The 18810-nt window shown below is 64.1% G+C and carries 14 protein-coding genes and 2 pseudogenes; 10 read left to right on the top strand and 6 right to left on the bottom strand.

The window, feature by feature from the left end:
* Nucleotides 1-1812, bottom strand: a 1812-nt coding sequence (locus ACK5L9_RS12805) for a helicase-related protein (protein WP_416911852.1), incomplete at its 3' end; no start/stop codon positions are given.
* A gap of 1 nt (nt 1813) precedes the next feature.
* Nucleotides 1814-2524 (bottom strand): tetratricopeptide repeat protein, encoded by a 711-nt coding sequence (locus tag ACK5L9_RS12800; protein WP_416911851.1) that lies wholly within the window; start codon nt 2522-2524, stop codon nt 1814-1816.
* A gap of 58 nt (nt 2525-2582) precedes the next feature.
* Here ACK5L9_RS12800 and ACK5L9_RS12795 point away from each other — a divergent pair, with 58 nt between their 5' ends.
* The 3 genes from ACK5L9_RS12795 (at nt 2583) to ACK5L9_RS12785 (ending at nt 5765) form a co-directional block, all read left to right on the top strand.
* Nucleotides 2583-2867: an SCP2 sterol-binding domain-containing protein gene (locus tag ACK5L9_RS12795; RefSeq protein ID WP_416911850.1), complete on the top strand. Its 285-nt coding sequence runs from the start codon at nt 2583-2585 to the stop codon at nt 2865-2867.
* A gap of 4 nt (nt 2868-2871) precedes the next feature.
* Nucleotides 2872-3813 (top strand): alpha/beta fold hydrolase, encoded by a 942-nt coding sequence (locus ACK5L9_RS12790; protein ID WP_416911849.1) that lies wholly within the window; start codon nt 2872-2874, stop codon nt 3811-3813.
* A gap of 101 nt (nt 3814-3914) precedes the next feature.
* The gene (locus tag ACK5L9_RS12785; protein ID WP_416911848.1) at nt 3915-5765 is read left to right on the top strand and encodes a M3 family oligoendopeptidase; all 1851 of its coding nucleotides are present in this window, start codon (nt 3915-3917) and stop codon (nt 5763-5765) included.
* A gap of 840 nt (nt 5766-6605) precedes the next feature.
* Here ACK5L9_RS12785 and ACK5L9_RS12780 read toward each other — a convergent pair.
* Together ACK5L9_RS12780 and ACK5L9_RS12775 are read right to left on the bottom strand one after the other, a co-directional pair.
* Nucleotides 6606-7295: a chromosomal replication initiator DnaA gene (locus tag ACK5L9_RS12780; protein ID WP_416911847.1), complete on the bottom strand. Its 690-nt coding sequence runs from the start codon at nt 7293-7295 to the stop codon at nt 6606-6608.
* Nucleotides 7296-7302: 7 nt separating this feature from the next.
* Nucleotides 7303-8457 (bottom strand): AI-2E family transporter, encoded by a 1155-nt coding sequence (locus ACK5L9_RS12775; RefSeq protein ID WP_416911846.1) that lies wholly within the window; start codon nt 8455-8457, stop codon nt 7303-7305.
* A 371-nt stretch (nt 8458-8828) separates the two neighbouring features.
* Between ACK5L9_RS12775 and proS the strand changes: the two genes are divergently transcribed.
* From proS to ACK5L9_RS12745, 6 genes are all read left to right on the top strand, one after another.
* Nucleotides 8829-10178 carry a proline--tRNA ligase gene (proS, locus tag ACK5L9_RS12770; protein WP_416911845.1) on the top strand — a complete coding sequence of 450 codons (1350 nt, stop codon included), beginning with the start codon at nt 8829-8831 and terminating at the stop codon, nt 10176-10178.
* 346 nt (nt 10179-10524) lie between these two features.
* A complete protein-coding gene (locus ACK5L9_RS12765) occupies nt 10525-11709 on the top strand; it encodes an ABC transporter substrate-binding protein (RefSeq protein ID WP_416911844.1) in 1185 nt (394 codons plus the stop codon).
* Between the two features lie 121 nt (nt 11710-11830).
* Nucleotides 11831-12613, top strand: coding sequence for an ABC transporter ATP-binding protein (locus ACK5L9_RS12760; RefSeq protein ID WP_416911843.1), 783 nt, complete (start codon nt 11831-11833; stop codon nt 12611-12613).
* Nucleotides 12610-13443, top strand: a complete 834-nt coding sequence (locus ACK5L9_RS12755) for an ABC transporter ATP-binding protein (RefSeq protein WP_416911842.1) — start codon at nt 12610-12612, stop codon at nt 13441-13443. The genes ACK5L9_RS12760 and ACK5L9_RS12755 overlap by 4 nt, the downstream gene beginning before the upstream one ends.
* A gap of 3 nt (nt 13444-13446) precedes the next feature.
* Nucleotides 13447-14454 carry a branched-chain amino acid ABC transporter permease gene (locus tag ACK5L9_RS12750; RefSeq protein ID WP_416911841.1) on the top strand — a complete coding sequence of 336 codons (1008 nt, stop codon included), beginning with the start codon at nt 13447-13449 and terminating at the stop codon, nt 14452-14454.
* Nucleotides 14455-14469: 15 nt separating this feature from the next.
* On the top strand, nt 14470-15816 hold the full coding sequence (locus ACK5L9_RS12745; protein ID WP_416911840.1) for a branched-chain amino acid ABC transporter permease: 1347 nt from the start codon (nt 14470-14472) through the stop codon (nt 15814-15816).
* 40 nt (nt 15817-15856) lie between these two features.
* Here the strand turns inward: ACK5L9_RS12745 and ACK5L9_RS12740 are convergent, their stop codons facing one another.
* Nucleotides 15857-16429: a CAP domain-containing protein gene (locus ACK5L9_RS12740; RefSeq protein WP_416911839.1), complete on the bottom strand. Its 573-nt coding sequence runs from the start codon at nt 16427-16429 to the stop codon at nt 15857-15859.
* 131 nt (nt 16430-16560) lie between these two features.
* Here ACK5L9_RS12740 and guaA point away from each other — a divergent pair.
* Nucleotides 16561-18117: pseudogene (gene guaA / locus ACK5L9_RS12735) on the top strand (glutamine-hydrolyzing GMP synthase).
* Nucleotides 18118-18649: 532 nt separating this feature from the next.
* Here the strand turns inward: guaA and ACK5L9_RS12730 are convergent.
* Nucleotides 18650-18810: pseudogene (locus tag ACK5L9_RS12730) on the bottom strand (IS5/IS1182 family transposase); the annotation flags it as partial.

Raw genomic sequence — 18810 nt, 5'->3', positions numbered from 1 at the left:
GTTGCGGTCGATGAAATGCTGCAGCCGGCGGCGGACCTTTTCGATGATCTCGGCCCCGGCCTCTTCGTCGACCAAGGGCTCGACGCCCGGCTTCATCGGCTCGGCGCCCTTGACCAGCTTGCCGACCGCGAAGCTGCCCCACATCAGGCCACCCTGCTCGGTGAACTCCAGCTCGGTATCGGGGGCGTTGTAGAACCTGTCGGCGCGCAGGTGGAATTCGGGGCGCAAAGCCTCATAGGCCGCACGCTGCAGCATGCGCGCCTCGTCCCCGGTTGCATCGGGATCGGCGAGAAAGCGGAAACCTTCCAGACGGCCGGCGAATTCGCCCTCGACCGTCACTTCGCCCTTGTCATTCACCTCGGCCAAAAGGCTCTCCTTCTGTTTGAGCCGGCGCAAAAGCACTGAGGTGCGCCGGTCCACGAATCTTTGTGTCAGAGCCGCGTGCAACGCGTCCGACAAGCGATCTTCTACAGCGCGCGTCTCGGCGCGCCAATGACTTTCGTCCGAAACCCATCCCGAACGCTGCGCGACATAGGTCCAGGTGCGGATATATGCCAGTCGTTTAGACAAAGTGTCGATATCGCCCTGCACCCGGTCGATGCGACGGATCTGCTCGGCCAGCCAGTCGCCGGGCACGCTACCCTCGCGCAGAAAGCCGAAAATCCGCGCCAGCAGGGTCGAATGCTCGCCCGCCGAGATCGAGCGGAAATCCGGGATCCGGCAGACATCCCAGAGCAGCCGCACATCCCTGGGATGCGTCACCAGGTCGCGGATCTCGGGCATCGCCGCAAGCGCCTTGAGCGCGCGCAGATCGTCCGCCTCGCGCCCGCGCGTCAGCCATTCCGATTGCGGCTGGGTCTCAAGACTGGCGATCAGCCGCTCGATGGTGCCGAATTCCAGCGCCGCGTTGCGCCACATCAGCCGCGAGATCGGGGCGAAGCGGTGGTTCTCGATGGCGTCGATCAGCCCTTCGTCAAGCTGCCCGGCATCGCCGGTGACGCCGAAGGTGCCCGGCTCGGTATGGCGTCCGGCGCGCCCGGCGATCTGGCCCAGCTCATGGGGAAACAGCGGCCGATAGCGGCGGCCGTCGAATTTCTCGGTCCCGGAAAAGGCGATATGGCGGATGTCGAGGTTCAGCCCCATGCCGATGGCATCGGTGGCGACCAGGTAATCCACCTCGCCATTCTGATACATGGCGACCTGCGCGTTACGGGTGCGCGGGCTGAGCGCCCCCATGACCACCGCGCAGCCGCCCTTCTGGCGGCGGATCAGCTCAGCCGTGGCATAGACCTCGTCGACCGAAAAGCAGACGATGGCCGAGCGCGGCGGCATCCGGCTGATCTTTTTCGAGCCCGCCCAGCTCAGCGTGGAAAAACGTTCGCGGCGCATGAACTGCACGCCCGGCACCAGCGCCGCGATGACCGGCCGCATGGTGTCGCTGCCCAGCAGCATGGTTTCGTGCAATCCGCGCATGTTCAGCAGCCGGTCGGTAAAGACATGGCCGCGTTCGGGATCGGCGCAAAGCTGGATCTCGTCGATGGCGACGAAATCGGCGCCGACCTCGGGCATGGCCTCGGTGGTGGCGACCCAGTATTTCACCCGCTCGGGGACGATGCGCTCCTCGCCGGTGACCAGCGCCACGACCGAGGGGCCGCGCGCCTTGACGATGCGGTCATAGACCTCGCGCGCCAGAAGCCGCAGCGGCAGGCCGATGACGCCGGTGCGATGGGCCAGCATCCGTTCGACGGCGTAATGGGTCTTGCCGGTATTGGTCGGGCCAAGAACGGCCGTGACCCGCGATCTGTCCTGCATGTCAGGCGTCCGTGCCCTGCGTTTCCTGTTCCAGCCGCCGGGCCGCATCGGCGGCGTCCTGCTGGTGCGGATGGATTTTCAGACTTTCGCGGTATGCCTGCAATGCGCGGTCCCGGTCGCCCAGTTCCTCCAGCATGACGCCCAGCTGCGTCAGCGCCGCGAACTGGCGCGGCTCAAGCGCCAGCACCCGTTCCAGATCGGCCATCGCCGGGCCGAAATCGCCGTTAAGGTAAAAGGCCACGGCCCGCAGATGCCAGCCGGCGGCGAAATCGGGGGCATGATCGGTCAGCGCGGTCAGATGGCCGATGGCACCGGCAGTGTCGCCGCCGTCCAGTGCGGTCTCGCCGCGCTTGTAAAGCAGGTCCATCGCCGCCGAACCCGAGCGCGACCAGATCCGCAGGATATCGGTTTCCGCCCGCGCCCAGCTTTCCCCCTCGGGCTGGGCCAGTTCGGCGAAAAGCAGGTCCAGATCCTCGCGCTCGCGCAGGCGGGCCTCGGCGGTCAGTTCGGGCGCCTCGGCCGGCTCATCGGCGATCCCTGCCGCCGGGGCGTCGCCGGATTCGTCCTGCGGCGGCGTGTCGGGAACCTGAATCCGGGTTTCGGGGATGACCCGGCGCGGATCCTGCTGGGCATAGGCCGCCTGCATGCCGATGGGCATCAGGATCAGCCCTGCCGCGACGACATGATGGAAATGTAGGACTGGCAAACGCATACACTCCATGTAAACGTCCGCTAAGGGCAATACCAGACACGAGAACAGGAGATCGAAAATGAGCAAAGTCGTCGAGGCCGCCGTGGCCGCACTGGACGAAAAGGCCCGTGGCTTCGAGGGAACCGCGAAATTCGTCATCGAGGGCGAAGGCGCGGTCTATATCGACGCCAGCGGTGCCCGCGCCGCCGATGACGAGGCCGAGGTCACGCTGACCGCCGACCGCGCCACGTTCGAGGGGCTGCTCAGCGGCGATGTGAACCCGACGCTCGCCTTCATGACCGGCAAGCTCAAGGTCGACGGGGCCATGGGCACGGCCATGAAGCTGGGCGCGCTGCTGTCGTGATCCGGTGACACCCGCGCCATTCTATACCCTGCCGGGCGATCCGCTGCCCGAGGTCCGCTGCTTCTGGTTGCGGACCGAGGATGGCCTGCGGCTGCGGGCGGGGCTGTGGCGGGCCCGGCGCCCCATCGGGACCGTGCTGCTGTTTACGGGCCGCACCGAATATCTTGAAAAATATGTGCAGGTCGCGGCCGATCTGAACGCGGCGGATTATGACGTGCTGGCGATCGACTGGCGCGGTCAGGGTCTGTCGGACCGCCTGCAGGCCAATCCGGCACCCGGCCATATCGCCGATTTCGCAGATTATCAGCGCGACGTGGTCGAACTGGTGATCGCCGCGCAGGAGCTTGACCTGCCCCGGCCCTGGCATCTGCAGGCGCATACCATGGGCGGCACGATCGGGATGCCGGCGCTGATGGGCGGGTTGCCGGTGCAAAGCGCTGCGTTTTCGGCGCCGATGCTGGGGATCAACCTGCGCGGCCTGCCCGAATCTGTCGCGCTGGCGCTGGCCGGCCTGATGATCCGGCTGGGACGCAGCGGGCGCCCGGCACCGGGCTCGGGCGGCAATGACAGTTTCGTGCTGACAGATCCTTATCGCGACAATCTGCTGACCAGCGACGGGCCGCGCTGGGGCCGCATCGTGGCCGAGACCGCCAGCTGGCCGGAAATCGCGCTTGGCGGCGCCACCAATGGCTGGGTTCACGCCGCCCTTCTGGAATGCCGCAGGCTTGCCGCCCTGCCCGCCCCCGATCTGCCGGCGCTGATCGCGCTTGGCAGCCACGAACGCGTGGTTTCGGCCGCTGCGATCCGCGCGCGCGCCGCCAGCTGGCCCGGCGCCCGGCTCATGGAACTGCCCGACAGCCGGCACGAGCCGATGATGGAGCGCGACACGATCCGCGACGCGTTCCTGCAGGCCGCGATCGCCCATTTCCGGACATATCACGAATGATGGCCGTTCTCTGCAACTTACGGATTTGATCCGATCTTTCTCGCGGTCCTTGCAGATTCTGGCCGCAAAGGCCACATTCGCGCAATTCAAAAGGACAAATGATGACGATTCCCGTGTATAGCCCGTTCTCCCGCGTCCTGCCGCGCGACGAAAATGCCTCGCCGGTTCCTAAGGATACGCCCGATCTGGGCCAGCTTCCCGACTGGGATCTGACCGATCTCTACGCAGCCCCGGATGCGCCGGAACTCGCGCGCGATCTGGATGCACTGGAAAAGGCCTGCAACGATTTTGCCCGCGATTTCGAAGGGCGTCTGATCTCGCTTTCGCCGGCAAAGATGCTGGAATGCGTCGAGCGTTACCAGCAGATCGACATTCTGGCCGGCCGGCTGATGTCCTATGTGGGCCTGCGCTATTACCAGAACACCACCGACGCGGCGCGGGCCAAGCAGATGGGCGATCTGCAGGACCGCATCACCAATGACACCACCCGGCTCGTCTTCTTCAGCCTCGAATTCAACCGCATCCCCGAAGACCGCTATAGCGAGGTCTTTACCGCCGCCGATGGCCCGGCACGCTACAAGCCGGTCTTCGACCGCATGCGCGCCATGCGCCCCTATCAGCTTTCGGATGAGCTGGAACGCTTTTTGCATGACAGTTCCGTGGTCGGCTTCGCGGCATGGAACCGGCTCTTCGACGAAACCACCGCCGGCCTGACCTTCGATGTCGCGGGCGAGACGCTGGGCATCGAGGCGACGCTGAACCTGCTGTCAGATCACGACCGCGCCCGGCGCGAAGCCGGCGCCCGCGCGCTGGCCGAGGTCTTTAAAAGGAACATCAAGACCTTCTCCCGGATCCATAATACGCTGGTCAAGCAAAAGGCGGTCGAGGACAAATGGCGCCAGATGCCGACCCCGCAAACCGCGCGGCACCTGTCCAACCATGTCGAGCCCGAGGTGGTCGAGGCGCTCAGAAATGCCGTGACCCGCGCCTATCCGCGGCTGTCGCATCGCTATTACCGGCTCAAGGCGCGCTGGCTCGGCCTCGACAAGCTGCAGGTCTGGGACCGCAATGCGCCGCTGCCGGCTGAGACGCCGCGCCTGATCGCCTGGCCCGAGGCCCGCGCAACCGTGCTTGAGGCCTATGCCGGCTTCGCGCCGAAGCTCGCCGAACTGACAGAGCCGTTCTTCGACAGGGGCTGGATCGATGCCGGCATCAAGCCGGGCAAGGCACCGGGCGCATTCGCGCATCCCACGGTCACGACGGCCCATCCCTATGTGCTGCTGAACTATCTGGGCAAGCCGCGCGACGTGATGACGCTGGCGCATGAACTGGGCCATGGCGTCCATCAGCGGCTGGCGGCGGGACAGGGCGAATTGCTGTCCTCGACGCCCCTGACCCTGGCCGAGACCGCATCGGTCTTTGGCGAGATGCTGACCTTCCGCGCGCTTCTGGCGAAAACCACCGATCCGGCGGAAAGAAAGGCATTGCTGGCCGGCAAGGTCGAGGACATGATCAATACGGTCGTCCGCCAGATCGCTTTTTACGATTTCGAATGCAAGCTGCATGCCGCCCGCGCCGAGGGCGAGCTTACCCCCGATGACATCAACGCCCTGTGGATGAGCGTTCAGGCCGAAAGCCTTGGCCCGGTTTTCGAGTTCATGCCGGGATACGAGACCTTCTGGACCTATGTGCCGCATTTCGTGCACTCGCCCTTCTACGTCTATGCCTATGCCTTCGGCGACGGGCTGGTGAACGCGCTTTATGCCGCCTATGAGGACGGGCTGCCCGATTTCCAGGCGAAGTATTTCGACCTGCTGGCGGCTGGCGGATCGAAGCACCACAGGGAATTGCTGGCCCCGTTCGGGCTGGATGCCTCGGACCCGGCCTTCTGGGACAAGGGGCTGTCGATGATCGAGGGCCTGATCGACCAGCTAGAGGCGCTGGAGGCCTGAGTCCCGCAGCGCTGCGACGAGTTGCATCTTGATCCCAGACCCGCATTGCGCCCCTGCCCCGCATCCCTGCCGCAGGCGGGGGCCATGCGCGCTTGAATCCGTACCGGGTCCGCTTTCCGGCTGTCGCGAGCGGCCTGCTCATCACCTGATCACACAAGCTCCAGACCCGGCAGAGGCTGGCGGGGCGGAAAGGGGGGGCGGGCCGGGCAAAGCCCGACCCGCGCGCTGCCGCCCGGCCGAAGGCGCGCTTCGCGCGCGGTCAGCCTGCGGGTGGCGAGGCCTGGCCAAGCCCCGCCAGAGCCCACATCACGACCGGATCAGGTCCGAAACCCGTCACACCAGCACCGAAACGGTCCTCCTGCCCGATGCGTTGGCATCATCAATCCGATGCAGCAGCTTCGCCGGGGCGTGGCGGGTATGTGGCGGGTGTCAGGAACCCCGTCCTGCCCGCACCGCGGCAGCCGGACCGAAGCGAATGCCTGCCGACAGACCTGTGGTCCGCCGCAGGCTTTTGCAGGGGGTCCGGGGGGCGCACAGCCCCCCCGGCCATCGCGGGACGCAAATCTGCGGCGGTGACGTCATGCCGTGAGACGCGTTCAAAGTGATCACGTTTTCTGGCTATAGTCTTTTGATTTAACGCTGATGCTGTACAGGTTTTGTGATCAAAAACCAGCTTCCGTCAGCCATGCCAAGGCTTCCCGGCAAGGCACGGCGATGGGGGACAGGTTGCGCTTGTCCACCAGCCGTTGCGCACAAGGATCGCGGCACGCAAGGATGGCAACGCGTGCAAAGGTCGGCTCGTTGACGGGTTCGCTGTTCTGACCGCCGCAAAATTGCGGATCAGGGGCCGGGCTCTGACAGCTTGTCCAGCAGATCGGCGGCGATGCGGCGCGTGACCGGCCCCTGGCTTGCCATCGTGGCCCGGTCCATCGCCGCGACCAATCGCCGCGCCAGCCCCAGATCGCGGTCCATGCGCAGCACCAGCCAGTCGATCAGCCCGGCGGGCACCGCAAGCTGACGATCGGCGAACAGCTTGACCAGAACGGCAGCCAGCAGCGCCTCGTCGGGCGGGTGCAGGCGGACCTGCGGCATGGCATCCATTCGCGAGCGCAGATCGGGCAGCACCAGCCCCCAGTCGCGCGGGGGGGTGCGTGCGGTCAGCAACAGCAGGCAGTCGCGCGGCGCGCTGAGGTTCCACAAATGGAACAGCGCCTGCTCCGCGCCCGCCGCAAAACCGGCGTGATCGGCATCCTCGATCACCAGCGCGCCGCCCTGAGCCAGCAGGTGATCGGCGGCTTCGGGGCGCAGGCTGGCGGCGGTGACGCGACGCGCGCCGTTCTCGGCCGCCCAGAAGGCCGCCAGATGCGTCTTGCCCGACCCGTCCGGCCCGATCAGCAGCATCCGTCCCTGCGGCCAGTGCTGCGGCGCGTCCAGCGCCTCCAGCGCCCCGGCATTGGCTGGGGCGGGCAGGAAATCGCCGCGGGCATGGGCCGGCGGGGTGGTCAGATCCAGCGTAAGTTGACGTGACAAGGCGCGATCAGGCCCTTTCACCCGGCTCGGCGACCTCTCGCGTTTCGCGCAGCTCTGCCGCCAGGGTACCGCGCGGCGCGATTTCGACCCGCAGGGGCAGGCCGGGTTCGGGCGGCGGGACATGCCCGGTATACAGCGCGCTGTCGCGGTACCGCTCGATCAGGAACCGCGTCACCACGCCCAACGCGGCGGCCAGCGGAACGGCGATGACCATCCCGGCAAAGCCGAACAGCGCGCCAAAGACCGACAGCGCCAGCAACAGCCAGACCGGATGCAACCCGACATGGCCGCCGACGATCTTGGGTTGCAGGTAATTGCCCTCGACCACCTGCCCGGCGGCAAAGATCGCGATCACCGCGCCAATCCACCACGGTTCGCCCCAGAAGCTGAACAGCGCAACGCCGATGGCCGTCGCCCCGCCGATCAGCACGCCGACATAGGGAACGAAGGACAGGCAGGCTGCCATGATGCCGATGAAAAAGCCAAAGGGCAGCCCGACCAGCATCAGCGCCAGCGAATACCATGTCCCCAGGATCAGGATCACCATCCCCTGTCCTCGCAGAAAACCCGACAGCGCATCGTCAATATCCGAGGCGATGCGGCGAATGGTGGGCGCGTGCTGGCGGGGCAACAGATCGTCGATGCGGGCGACCATGTGATCCCAGTCCAGCAGCAGGTAGAAGGCCACGACCGGCACGATGACCAGCAGCGCGATCACCCCGACCGCCCCCCGGACCGAGCCCATCAGCGTCGAGGCCAGCCGCCCCCACTGATCGGCCAGCTTCTGCCCCAGATCGGCCAGCGCCGTGCGCAGTGTGCTGTCGGCGGGCAGCAGGTCGGGAAAACGTGTGGTCAGGAAGGTCTGGCCCTTGTCGATCATCTCGGGCGCGGTCAGGATCAGTGCGGTCGCCTGCCGCGCCAGAACCGGCACGATCAGCAACAGGACCAGCGCAAAGATCAGCACCGCACCGCCGGTGATGATCACCACGGCCATGGTCCGCGACAGGCCCGCGCGCTCCAGCCGGTCGGCAATCGGGTCCAGCAGATAGGCGATGCCGGCGCCAAGGATGAAGGGCAGGATGGCACTGCCCAGCAGCCACATCGTCACCCCCAGCAAAACTGCCGCAATTCCCCACCACCGAAGCTGTTTCTGTATCGGCATCACCGCCCCCGTTCTGTCAGCCCCTTTGTGGCGAGGGCCAGCGCAGGTTGCAAGAGCAGGCTATGCCCCGCCTGCCGGATCAGGCGGCACGGGCAGCGGGGTATGGCCGACACGGGACTTGCGACATTTATACCTTCTTTATCGAAATTTCCCGCGTCGGGTTCCCGATGTCGGCCGGATCTGTGCGCTGCGACGCGTTTCAGACCGTCACGTCCGTTTTTCGGTGGCCCGATCCGGATATTCAATTGTCGGTTCCGAAATCGTCAGCGCTGCCGCGACCTGACCGATCCGGTCACAATAGGCAAGAACGGCGACTTGCCCGAACCGCGCGACTGCCCTACACCGACAAAAACCCCTGCAAGAGGCTGCCCATGCGTCTGTCGCGCTATTTCCTGCCCGTCCTGAAAGAGGATCCCAAAGAGGCCCAGATCGTCAGCCACCGCCTGATGCTGCGCGCCGGAATGATCAGGCAGCAGGCGGCGGGGATTTATTCCTGGCTTCCTCTGGGCTGCAAGGTGCTCAGGCGCATCGAGCAGATCGTGCACGAGGAACAGCAGCGCGCCGGGCATATCCCGCTGCTGATGCCGACGCTGCAACCGGCCGATCTGTGGCGGGAATCGGGCCGCTATGATGATTACGGCGAGGAAATGCTGCGCATCACCGACCGCCACAAGCGTGACCTGCTTTACGGCCCCACGAATGAAGAGATGATCACCGACATCTTCCGCAGCCATGTGAACAGCTACCGGGATCTGCCGCTGACGCTGTATCATATCCAGTGGAAATTCCGTGACGAGATCCGCCCCCGTTTCGGCGTGATGCGCGGGCGCGAATTCCTGATGAAGGACGGGTACAATTTCGACCTGACCAAAGAGGACGCGCTGCACGCCTATAACCGCCATCTGGTCAGCTATCTGCGGACCTATGAACGCATGGGGCTGCAGGCGATCCCGATGCGTGCCGATGGCGGGCCAATCGGCGGCGATTACACGCATGAATTTCTGGTCCTCGCCGAAACCGGCGAATCCGAGGTCTTTTATGACAGCGCCATCACCGACCTGACCTTTGGCAACCGGCAGATCGATTATGCCGACGTGGCGCAATGTCAGGCCGTGCTGGACGAATTCACCAGCCGCTATGCCCGTACGGATGAAACCCACGACGCCGCGCTGTTCGAACAAATCCCCGAGGAACGCCGCAGAACCGCGCGCGGAATCGAGGTCGGGCAGATTTTCTATTTCGGCACCAAATATTCCGAGCCGATGGGCGCAACGGTCGTCGGCCCCGATGGCACCCGCGTGCCGGTCCATATGGGCAGCCACGGCATCGGCGTCAGCCGCCTTCTGGGCGCGATTATCGAAGCCAGCCATGACGACAAGGGCATCATCTGGCCCGAAGGCGTGACCCCCTTCCACGCGGGTATCGTGAACCTGAAACAGGGCGACGCCTCGACCGACAATGCCTGCGAAGCGATCTATCGCGAACTGAAGGCGCGGGGGCTGGATCCGCTTTATGACGACCGCGACGAACGGGCGGGCGCGAAATTCGCCACGATGGACCTGATCGGCCTGCCCTGGCGCATCACCGTGGGCCCGCGCGGCCTGGCCAGCAATCGCGTGGAACTGACCTGCCGCCGCACCGGGGAAAGTCAGGAACTGGCCCCCGCCGACGCGGTGGCCCGCCTGTCCGAAATCTATGCTCCGGTTCTGGCGGCGGGGTGATCGCCGCCGGGGCCGCAGGACGGATACCGGTTCGCAGGCGGGCCGGTGTCCGTCCTGCGGCCCCGCGATTTGCCCCAGGATTTTCGGAACAGTCCGACGGCACCGCCGCAAGATTGCGTCCCGCGGCGGCCCGAGCCCCTTTTCACCCTCGCCGCACCTGCCCGATCAACTGGCGCAGCGGGTCGGCTGACACCGAAAACAATCTGAAACCCTCGTTCTGGCACCATGACTTGGCGTAAGCTTGACCCAAAAGTCATGCAGCCCATACCTACAGGCCGCTTTTCTTTTTTGAAACGCCACCTTAACCTGCTTGTCAGGGAAATTTGCTCAACTGGGAGAAAGACATATGAAGAAGCTGCTGCTTGCCACCGCCGCCGGTGCATTGATCGCCGGTGCCGCGGGTGCCGAAGAGATCAAGATGGGCATCTCGTTTGGATTTACAGGGCCGCTGGAATCCATGTCCCCGGCCATGCGCGACGGCGCCGAACTGGCGATGAAAGAAGTCAGCGATTCAGGGCTGCTGCTGGACGGCTCGACCGTGGTGCCGGTCGAGGGCGATTCGACCTGCGCCGATGCCGCCGCAGCGACTGCCACGGTCGAACGGCTGATCACAGCGGAAAAGGTGCGCGGCATCGTGGGGGGCATGTGCTCGGGTGAGACCATTGCCTCGCTGGAAAACGTCGCCAAACCGAACGGCATCGTGATGATCTCGCCCTCGGCGACATCTCCGGCGCTGTCCACGATCGACGATAACGGGCTGTTCTTCCGGACATCGCCTTCGGATGCCCGTCAGGGCGAGGTAATGGCCGACATTATCCTTGAGCATGACATCAAATCCGTCGCCGTGACCTATACCAATAACGATTATGGCAAGGGGCTGGCTGACAGCTTTGCCGCCGCCTTTGCAGCCAAGGGGGGCACGGTCACGGTGAACAGCGCCCATGACGACGGCAAGGCCGACTATTCGGCCGAGGTCGCGGCGCTGGCGGCGGCGGGCGGCGATGCGCTGGTCGTGGCGGGTTATGTCGATCAGGGCGGCTCGGGCATCGTGCGCGGCGCGCTGGATACCGGCGCGTTCAGCACATTCGTCTTTCCCGACGGCATGATCGGCACCGCGCTGGTCGAGAATTTCGGCAGCGAGATCGACGGCAGTTTCGGTCAGAACCCGGCAGCCGAGGGCGAAGGGCGCGACACCTATTTGAAGATGGCCACGGATGCGGGCTTTGACGGTTCGGGCGCGTTCTCGGCGGAATCCTATGACGGTGCCGCGCTGATGCTGATGGCGATGGCGGCAGCGGGTTCCAGCGATCCTTCGGTCTATAAGGAAAAGATCATGGATGTCGCCAATGCGCCGGGCGAAAAGATCATGCCGGGCGAACTGGCCAAGGCGATCGAGATCATCAATGGCGGCGGCGATGTGGATTATGTCGGCGCATCCTCGGTCGAGTTCGTCGAGCCGGGCGAATCCTCGGGCACCTTCCGCGAAGTCACCTTCAAGGACGGCGCGATGGAGATCGTCGGCTATCGCTGATGGCGGCTGACAAGACCGGCCCGGCATCCCTTTTCGGGGTGCCGGTTCTTCGGGAACATAAAAGAATACCGCCAAAGGTGGCCGGACTTCACCCCAAGCCGTGAAGACAGGGATGTAACGAATGATAAAGGTCGAAGACCTGCATCGGCATTTCGGCGGCTTCAGGGCCGTCGATGGTGCCAGCCTGACGATCGGGACCGGGTCGATCACCGGATTGATCGGCCCGAACGGCGCGGGCAAATCGACGCTGTTCAATGTCATCGCGGGCGTGTTGCCACCTACTTCGGGACGGGTGACGATGGACGGGCAGGACATTACCGGCCTACCGCCGCATGAACTGTTTCACCGGGGCCTGTTGCGGACCTTTCAGCTTGCGCATGAATTTGCCTCGATGACCGTACGCGAGAACCTGATGATGGTTCCCGGCGGCCAGACCGGCGAGACGATCTGGAAAACCTGGTTTCAGCGCGGCCGGATCGACCGCGAAGAGGCAGAGCTGCGCCGCAAGGCTGACGAGGTGCTGGATTTCCTGACCATTAGCCATCTGACCCATGAAAAGGCCGGCAACCTGTCGGGCGGGCAGAAAAAGCTGTTGGAACTGGGCCGCACGATGATGGTCGATGCCAAGATCGTTTTTCTGGACGAGGTCGGCGCGGGCGTGAACCGCACCCTGCTGGGCACCATCGCCGATGCGGTGATCCGGCTGAACCGTGAACGCGGCTATACGTTCTGCGTGATCGAACATGACATGGATTTCATCAGCAAGCTGTGCGACCCGGTCATCGTCATGGCCGAGGGCAAGGTTCTGGCGCAGGGCAGTGCCGATCAGATCATGCAGAACGAGGAAGTCATCGAATCCTATCTGGGGCGCGGCCTCAAGAACAAGGACATGGTGGGCGCATGAGCGACGCTGAACAGGCATTCGGCCATCGGGGCAACCGTGACGCTTCGGTCGTCAATCCGCATGGGCGCGGCAGCATCGACGGCAGCCGCAAATCCGGCGCGTCCGGCCCCGGAAATCCGGGCGATCCGTTTCTGATCGGCGAGGACATGTGGGGCGGCTATGGCCGTGGGCCCGACATCCTGCAAGGCTGTACCATCGCCGTCGAAAAGGGCGAGATCGCGGTGATCGTCGGCCCGAATGGCGCGGGTAAGTCCACCGCGATGAAGGCAATCTTTGGCATGCTGGATCTGCGCAAGGGCAGCGTGCGGCTGAACGGGCGCGACATCACGGCGCTGAACCCGCAGGACCGGGTCAAGGCGGGCATGGGGTTTGTGCCGCAGGTGAACAACATCTTTCCCTCGATGACGGTCGAGGAGAATCTGGAAATGGGCGCATTTATCCGCGACGACGACATCCGCGAGACGATGCAGCAGGTCTATGAACTGTTCCCCGCCGTCGCCGACAAGCGCAGGCAGGCGGCGGGCGAGCTGTCGGGCGGTCAGCGCCAGCAGGTCGCTGTCAGCCGCGCGCTGATGACGCGCCCGCAACTGCTGATGCTGGATGAACCCACGGCGGGCGTCAGCCCGATCGTCATGGACGAGCTGTTCGACCGCATCATCGCCATCGCGCGCGGCGGGCTGCCGGTGCTGATGGTGGAACAGAACGCACAGCAAGCCATGAACATCGCCGACAAGGCCTATGTGCTGGTGCAGGGCGCGAACGCCCATACCGGCACCGGCAAGGAACTGATGGCCAATGACGAGGTGCGCCGCACCTTCCTGGGGGGCTGATCCATGGACATTCTGAACGCCCTTGTGGTCTTTCTGAATTTCGTATTCATCCCCGCGGCCGCCTATGGCGCGCAGCTTGCGCTTGGTGCGCTGGGGGTGACGCTGATCTATGGCATCCTGCGCTTTTCCAATTTTGCCCATGGCGACACCATGGCCTTCGGCACCGCCATCACAATCCTTGTGACATGGGGGTTGCAGGCCATGGGCATTGGGCTGGGGCCGCTGCCCACCGCGCTGCTGGCGCTGCCTGTGGGGATCGCTGCCAGCGCGCTGATCGTTCTGGGCACCGACCGCGTGGTCTATCGCTTTTACCGGGCGCAAAAGGCCGCGCCGATCATTCTGGTGATGGCCTCGGTCGGGGTCATGTTCATCATGAACGGGCTGACCCGCCTGCTGATCGGCGTCGATGAACAGCGTTTCGCAGATGGCGCGCGCTTTGTCATCGATGTCCGCAGTTTCCGCGAATGGACCGGCCTGCGCGAAGGGCTGGCGCTTAAATCGACGCAGGCGCTGACGCTGGTGGTCGCGGTGATCGTGGTCTGGGCGCTGTTCCGGTTTCTGAACCACACCAAATCGGGCAAGGCCATGCGCGCCTATTCCGATAACGAGGATCTGGCGCTGTTGTCGGGGATCGATCCGGAAAAGGTCGTGCGCATGACATGGGTGATCGCTGCCGCGCTGGCGACCATCGCGGGGGTGCTGTACGGGCTGGACAAGGCGTTCAAGCCCTTTAACTATTTCCAGATCCTGCTGCCGATCTTTGCCTCGGCCATCGTGGGCGGGCTTGGCAATCCGCTGGGGGCGATCGCGGGCGGCTTTGTCGTGGCCTTTTCCGAGGTCGCGCTGACCTATCCCTGGGTCAAGGTCGCCGGATATCTGTTCCCTGACTGGCAGCCCGGTGGGCTGCTGCAACTGATGGGAACGGAATATAAATTCGCCGTCAGTTTCGTCATTCTGATCGTCGTGCTGCTGTTCAGGCCCACCGGCCTGTTTCGTGGCAAGTCGGTCTAGGGAAGGGGGTCACAGATGTCCTCGAACCGTCAGGCCACCGCCGCCACAAATCCGTGGCGCGCCCCGCTGTTGTTTCTGGCCCTTGCGACACTGTTTGTCCTTGAGGGCACGGTACGCAACAGCATGTTTTCCGGCAGTTGGAACACTTCGCTTGCGATCCTGAACATGGGGCTGATTTCGGCCATCACGGCCCTGGGCGTGAACATGCAATGGGGCTATGCCGGGCTGTTCAACGTCGGCGTGGTGGGCTTTCTGGCCCTTGGCGGGCTGGCCCCGGTGCTGGTCGCCATGCCGCCCGTCGCGGGCGCATGGTCCGCCGGAGGGCCGCGCCTGCTGCTGGGGCTGGCAGCCGGGCTGGGGACGCTGGCGCTGGCCGTCGCCGTCTGGAGGCGCATGGCCAAGGGCCGCGCGCGCGGGCTGGCCGTCGCCGCCATCCTGATCCTTGGGTTCTTTCTGTATCGCGGGCTGTTCGACCCCGCTGTGACTGCGATCGAGGCCAATAACTCGGCTCGCGCGGGCAATATTGGCGGGCTGGGCCTGCCGATCCTGCTGTCATGGGCCGTGGGCGGGGTCTTTGCCGCCGCCGCCGCATGGGGGGTGGGCAAGGTCGCATTGGGGCTGCGATCCGATTATCTGGCGATTGCCACGCTTGGCATCGGCGAAATCATCGTCGCGGTGCTGAAAAACGAGGACTGGCTGGCGCGCGGGGTCAAGAATGTCACCTCGATTCCGCGCCCCGTGCCCTATGAGATTACCCTGCAAAAGAACCCCGATTTCATCAGCTTCGCGCAAGGCTGGGGGTTCGGGACGGCCGAGGCCTCGGGGATCTGGGTCAAGCTGTGCTATATGTCGCTGTTTCTGGTCGTGCTGCTGGTCATCATTCTGCTGGCCGAGCTGGCGCTGAAATCGCCCTGGGGCCGGATGATGCGTGCCATCCGCGACAACGAGACCGCCGCCGAAGCCATGGGCAAGGATGTCACCGCGCGGCATTTGCAGGTGTTCATCCTTGGTTCAGCCGTGATCGGCATCGCGGGGGCAATGATGATTACGCAGGACGGGCTGATGGCACCGGTCAGCTATAACCCGCTGCGCTATACTTTTCTGATCTGGGTGATGGTGATCGTCGGTGGATCGGGGAATAACTGGGGCGCGGTTCTGGGCGCGGTGCTGATCTGGTTTTTGTGGATCAAGGCCGAGGTCTGGGGTCCGGCGCTGATCGCGCTGTTGACCTCGCCCCTGCCGGCGGGGCCGCTAAAGGCGCATCTGCTGGACAGCGCGGCGCATATGCGGTTCATCGCGATGGGGCTGGTGCTGTTGCTGGTGCTGCGCTTTGCGCCGCGCGGACTGGTGCCGGAACGATAGGCGGCGGGCCGTCAAGGCCCGCCTTGCCATGATCGCGCGGTTACTGCCCCGTCAGACGCCGGGTGCCCTGAAACAGGCCGCATTTTTCGCCGATCACCACGCTCCACCACATGCGGCCATCCTGCCCGGTCACGGCACCGACGCCGATCCGGTCATTCGTCTGTTCCAGAAGCGCAATGCGATGCCCCTCGGAGGCGAACCAGCGCGCGATCACCGCATCCGCCGATCTACCGATCGCCACAAGCTGCCCGACACCGCAGGAACGAAAGCCCACGGCCTTGGCGCGGTCTGTAATGCCGGACCCATCCGCGCCGACGACCGACTCTCGCCCCAAGGCAGAGATGTCGCAAGCCTGCTTCAGCGCAATCTCGGTCAGTTTTCTGTCCGTTTTCAGCAACGACCGCCCCTGCCCGCCGCGCAGGTTGTTCACCGCCTCGACCATGCGCTGCGCCTGATCCACATCGCCATTGCAGACCATGCTGTCCGCCACGGGGATTGGTTCCTGACCCGAGGGGGCGTCGCCCGGCATGATGGCGTCTATCGAGGGCGCGGATTGACAGGCGACCAGCGCCAGCAGGCAAAGGGCGGCGATTGCGGGACGGAGTGCGGTCATGACGAACCTCGGGATTATGCTTCGATATCAGATGCCATTCCGGCAGGCCCGATGGCAAGCCCGACCCTGTCGGCTGTCATCGGTGAAACAGGCCCCTTGCACCATGGCGTCCGCAATCTTAAAGCGCATCCATGACACAACACCAGCGCCTTCTGATCATCGACTTCGGCTCTCAGGTGACGCAACTGATCGCGCGTCGCCTGCGGGAACTGAAGGTCTATTGAGAAATCCATCCCTATCAGAACGTGACCGACGCGTTTCTGGCGGATTTCGCGCCCAAAGCCATCATCTTTTCGGGTGGCCCCGACAGCGTCACGCGCCCCGGATCGCCCCGCCCCCCAGCATCGGCCTTTACCCTTGGCGTGCCGATCCTGGGCATCTGCTATGGCCAGCAGGTGATGATGCAGGAACTGGGAGGTCTGGTCGAAAGCGGCCATGGCACGGCCGAGTTCGGGCGCGCCTTCGTGACGCCCACCGATGACCGCCTGCCGCTGCTGAACGGCTGGTTCGCCGATGGCCGCGAACAGGTCTGGATGAGTCATGGCGACCATGTCTCGCGCATCGCCCCCGGTTTTCAGGTCTATGGTACCTCGCCCGGTGCGCCCTTTGCGATCACCGCCGATCCGTCGCGCAATTTCTTTGCCGTGCAATTCCACCCCGAGGTGCATCACACCCCGAACGGTGCAAAACTGTACGAAAATTTCGTCCGTCTGGCGGGGTTCACCAGCGACTGGACCATGGCCAGCTATCGCGAGGACGCAATTGCAAAAATCCGGCAGCAGGTCGGCGACAAAAAGGTGATCTGCGCGCTGTCGGGCGGCGTTGACAGTTCCGTCGCAGCGGTCCTGATCCACGAGGCCATCGGCGAGCAGTTGACCTGCGTGTTCGTCGATCACGGGCTGATGCGGCTGAACGAGGCCGAGGAAGTCGTCGGCATGTTCCGCCAGCATTACAACCTGCCGCTGATCCATGCCGAGGAAGCCGACCTGTTCATCGGCGCGCTGGAGGGGATCAGCGACCCCGAGGTCAAGCGCAAGACCATCGGCAAGCTGTTCATCGACGTTTTCCAGCGCGAAGCGGCAAAGATCGAAGGGGCCGAGTTTCTGGCCCAGGGCACGCTTTACCCCGATGTGATCGAAAGCGTTTCGTTCAGCGGTGGCCCCTCGGTGACGATCAAAAGCCACCATAATGTCGGCGGCCTGCCCGAAAAGATGGGCCTGAAACTGGTCGAACCGCTGCGGGAACTGTTCAAGGACGAGGTCCGCGCCCTTGGCCGCGAACTGGGCCTGCCGGAAAAATTTATTGGCCGCCACCCTTTTCCCGGCCCCGGCCTCGCCATCCGCTGCCCCGGCGAGATCACCCGCGACAAGCTGGAGATCCTGCGCCGCGCCGATGCCGTATTCATCGACCAGATCCGCAAGCACGGGCTTTACGATGACATCTGGCAAGCCTTCGTGGCGATCCTGCCGGTCCGCACGGTGGGCGTGATGGGCGACGGGCGCACCTATGACTATGCCTGCGCCCTGCGCGCCGTCACCTCGGTCGATGGTATGACAGCGGATTACTATCCGTTCAGCCACGAATTCCTGGGCGAGACAGCGACGCGCATCATCAACGAGGTCAAGGGCATCAACCGTTGCACCTATGACATCACCTCGAAACCGCCCGGCACGATCGAGTGGGAGTGATTCGGGCGTTCGGAATGAGCGGGAATCAATAAGGAAAAGTAGGGGCGAAAGTCGCATTATCCCTTAGAAATATGAGATTTTCCTCTGACATTTTCGGAATCATCAGGAACGGACTGGCACCGGCGAGCACCATTTTTTTTGTGGCACGACGAATGGCATCGTTTATCATGACGTCACTCTGAAGGCTTGATACCATGCGGCCTTCAGTAAGGGCACCATGGTATTATTTTTGGGTAAGCCTTTGGTGCAAAATGGATTTATGGCGATATTCCTGACAATTTTCAGCATGGTATTTTAAGCGGAGAAACGCGCGCAATATGCTGACTGATACCAAGCTGCGAAACCTGAAACCCAAGGAAAAACTCTATAAGGGGCACCTCGATTTTTAACGTTTCCTGCTGCTCAATGTCTGTTTGACAGCCTGAACCCTGCCGAAAACGGCTTGCTGGGGTATTGGGGGGCGTGATCAGTGACGGTTCCGCCCGGTCACGGCGCGCTTCGCCCTTGCCCGGCCTGACTTCCGCGCCTCGGGTCATGCCGGGCAAGGGTTCAGGCGGCGCAGTTGCGTCAGCCGTCGCATGTTGCAGGCGAGGTTCTTCATCCCGATTTTCGCCTTCGCGCGTACCAGGCCGATGGTGCGCACCAGCGTGCCACCCATGTCGTCGGTCTGCGCGCCGAAGACATGCTCGACAC

It is taken from the genome of Paracoccus sp. (in: a-proteobacteria) (genome assembly GCF_047973135.1).
Taxonomy (GTDB): Bacteria; Pseudomonadota; Alphaproteobacteria; order Rhodobacterales; family Rhodobacteraceae; genus Paracoccus.
This window is presented reverse-complemented; position numbering and strand designations above follow the sequence as displayed.

What these genes read in the sequence shown, in the direction of transcription:
- ACK5L9_RS12800 (WP_416911851.1), bottom strand. Translation starts at nt 2,524, where the DNA reads ATGCGTTTGCCAGTCCTACATTTCCATCATGTCGTCGCGGCAGGGCTG.
- ACK5L9_RS12795 (WP_416911850.1), top strand. Translation starts at nt 2,583, where the DNA reads ATGAGCAAAGTCGTCGAGGCCGCCGTGGCCGCACTGGACGAAAAGGCC.
- ACK5L9_RS12785 (WP_416911848.1), top strand. Translation starts at nt 3,915, where the DNA reads ATGACGATTCCCGTGTATAGCCCGTTCTCCCGCGTCCTGCCGCGCGAC.
- ACK5L9_RS12775 (WP_416911846.1), bottom strand. Translation starts at nt 8,457, where the DNA reads ATGCCGATACAGAAACAGCTTCGGTGGTGGGGAATTGCGGCAGTTTTG.
- proS (WP_416911845.1), top strand. Translation starts at nt 8,829, where the DNA reads ATGCGTCTGTCGCGCTATTTCCTGCCCGTCCTGAAAGAGGATCCCAAA.
- ACK5L9_RS12765 (WP_416911844.1), top strand. Translation starts at nt 10,525, where the DNA reads ATGAAGAAGCTGCTGCTTGCCACCGCCGCCGGTGCATTGATCGCCGGT.
- ACK5L9_RS12760 (WP_416911843.1), top strand. Translation starts at nt 11,831, where the DNA reads ATGATAAAGGTCGAAGACCTGCATCGGCATTTCGGCGGCTTCAGGGCC.
- ACK5L9_RS12755 (WP_416911842.1), top strand. Translation starts at nt 12,610, where the DNA reads ATGAGCGACGCTGAACAGGCATTCGGCCATCGGGGCAACCGTGACGCT.
- ACK5L9_RS12750 (WP_416911841.1), top strand. Translation starts at nt 13,447, where the DNA reads ATGGACATTCTGAACGCCCTTGTGGTCTTTCTGAATTTCGTATTCATC.
- ACK5L9_RS12745 (WP_416911840.1), top strand. Translation starts at nt 14,470, where the DNA reads ATGTCCTCGAACCGTCAGGCCACCGCCGCCACAAATCCGTGGCGCGCC.
- ACK5L9_RS12740 (WP_416911839.1), bottom strand. Translation starts at nt 16,429, where the DNA reads ATGACCGCACTCCGTCCCGCAATCGCCGCCCTTTGCCTGCTGGCGCTG.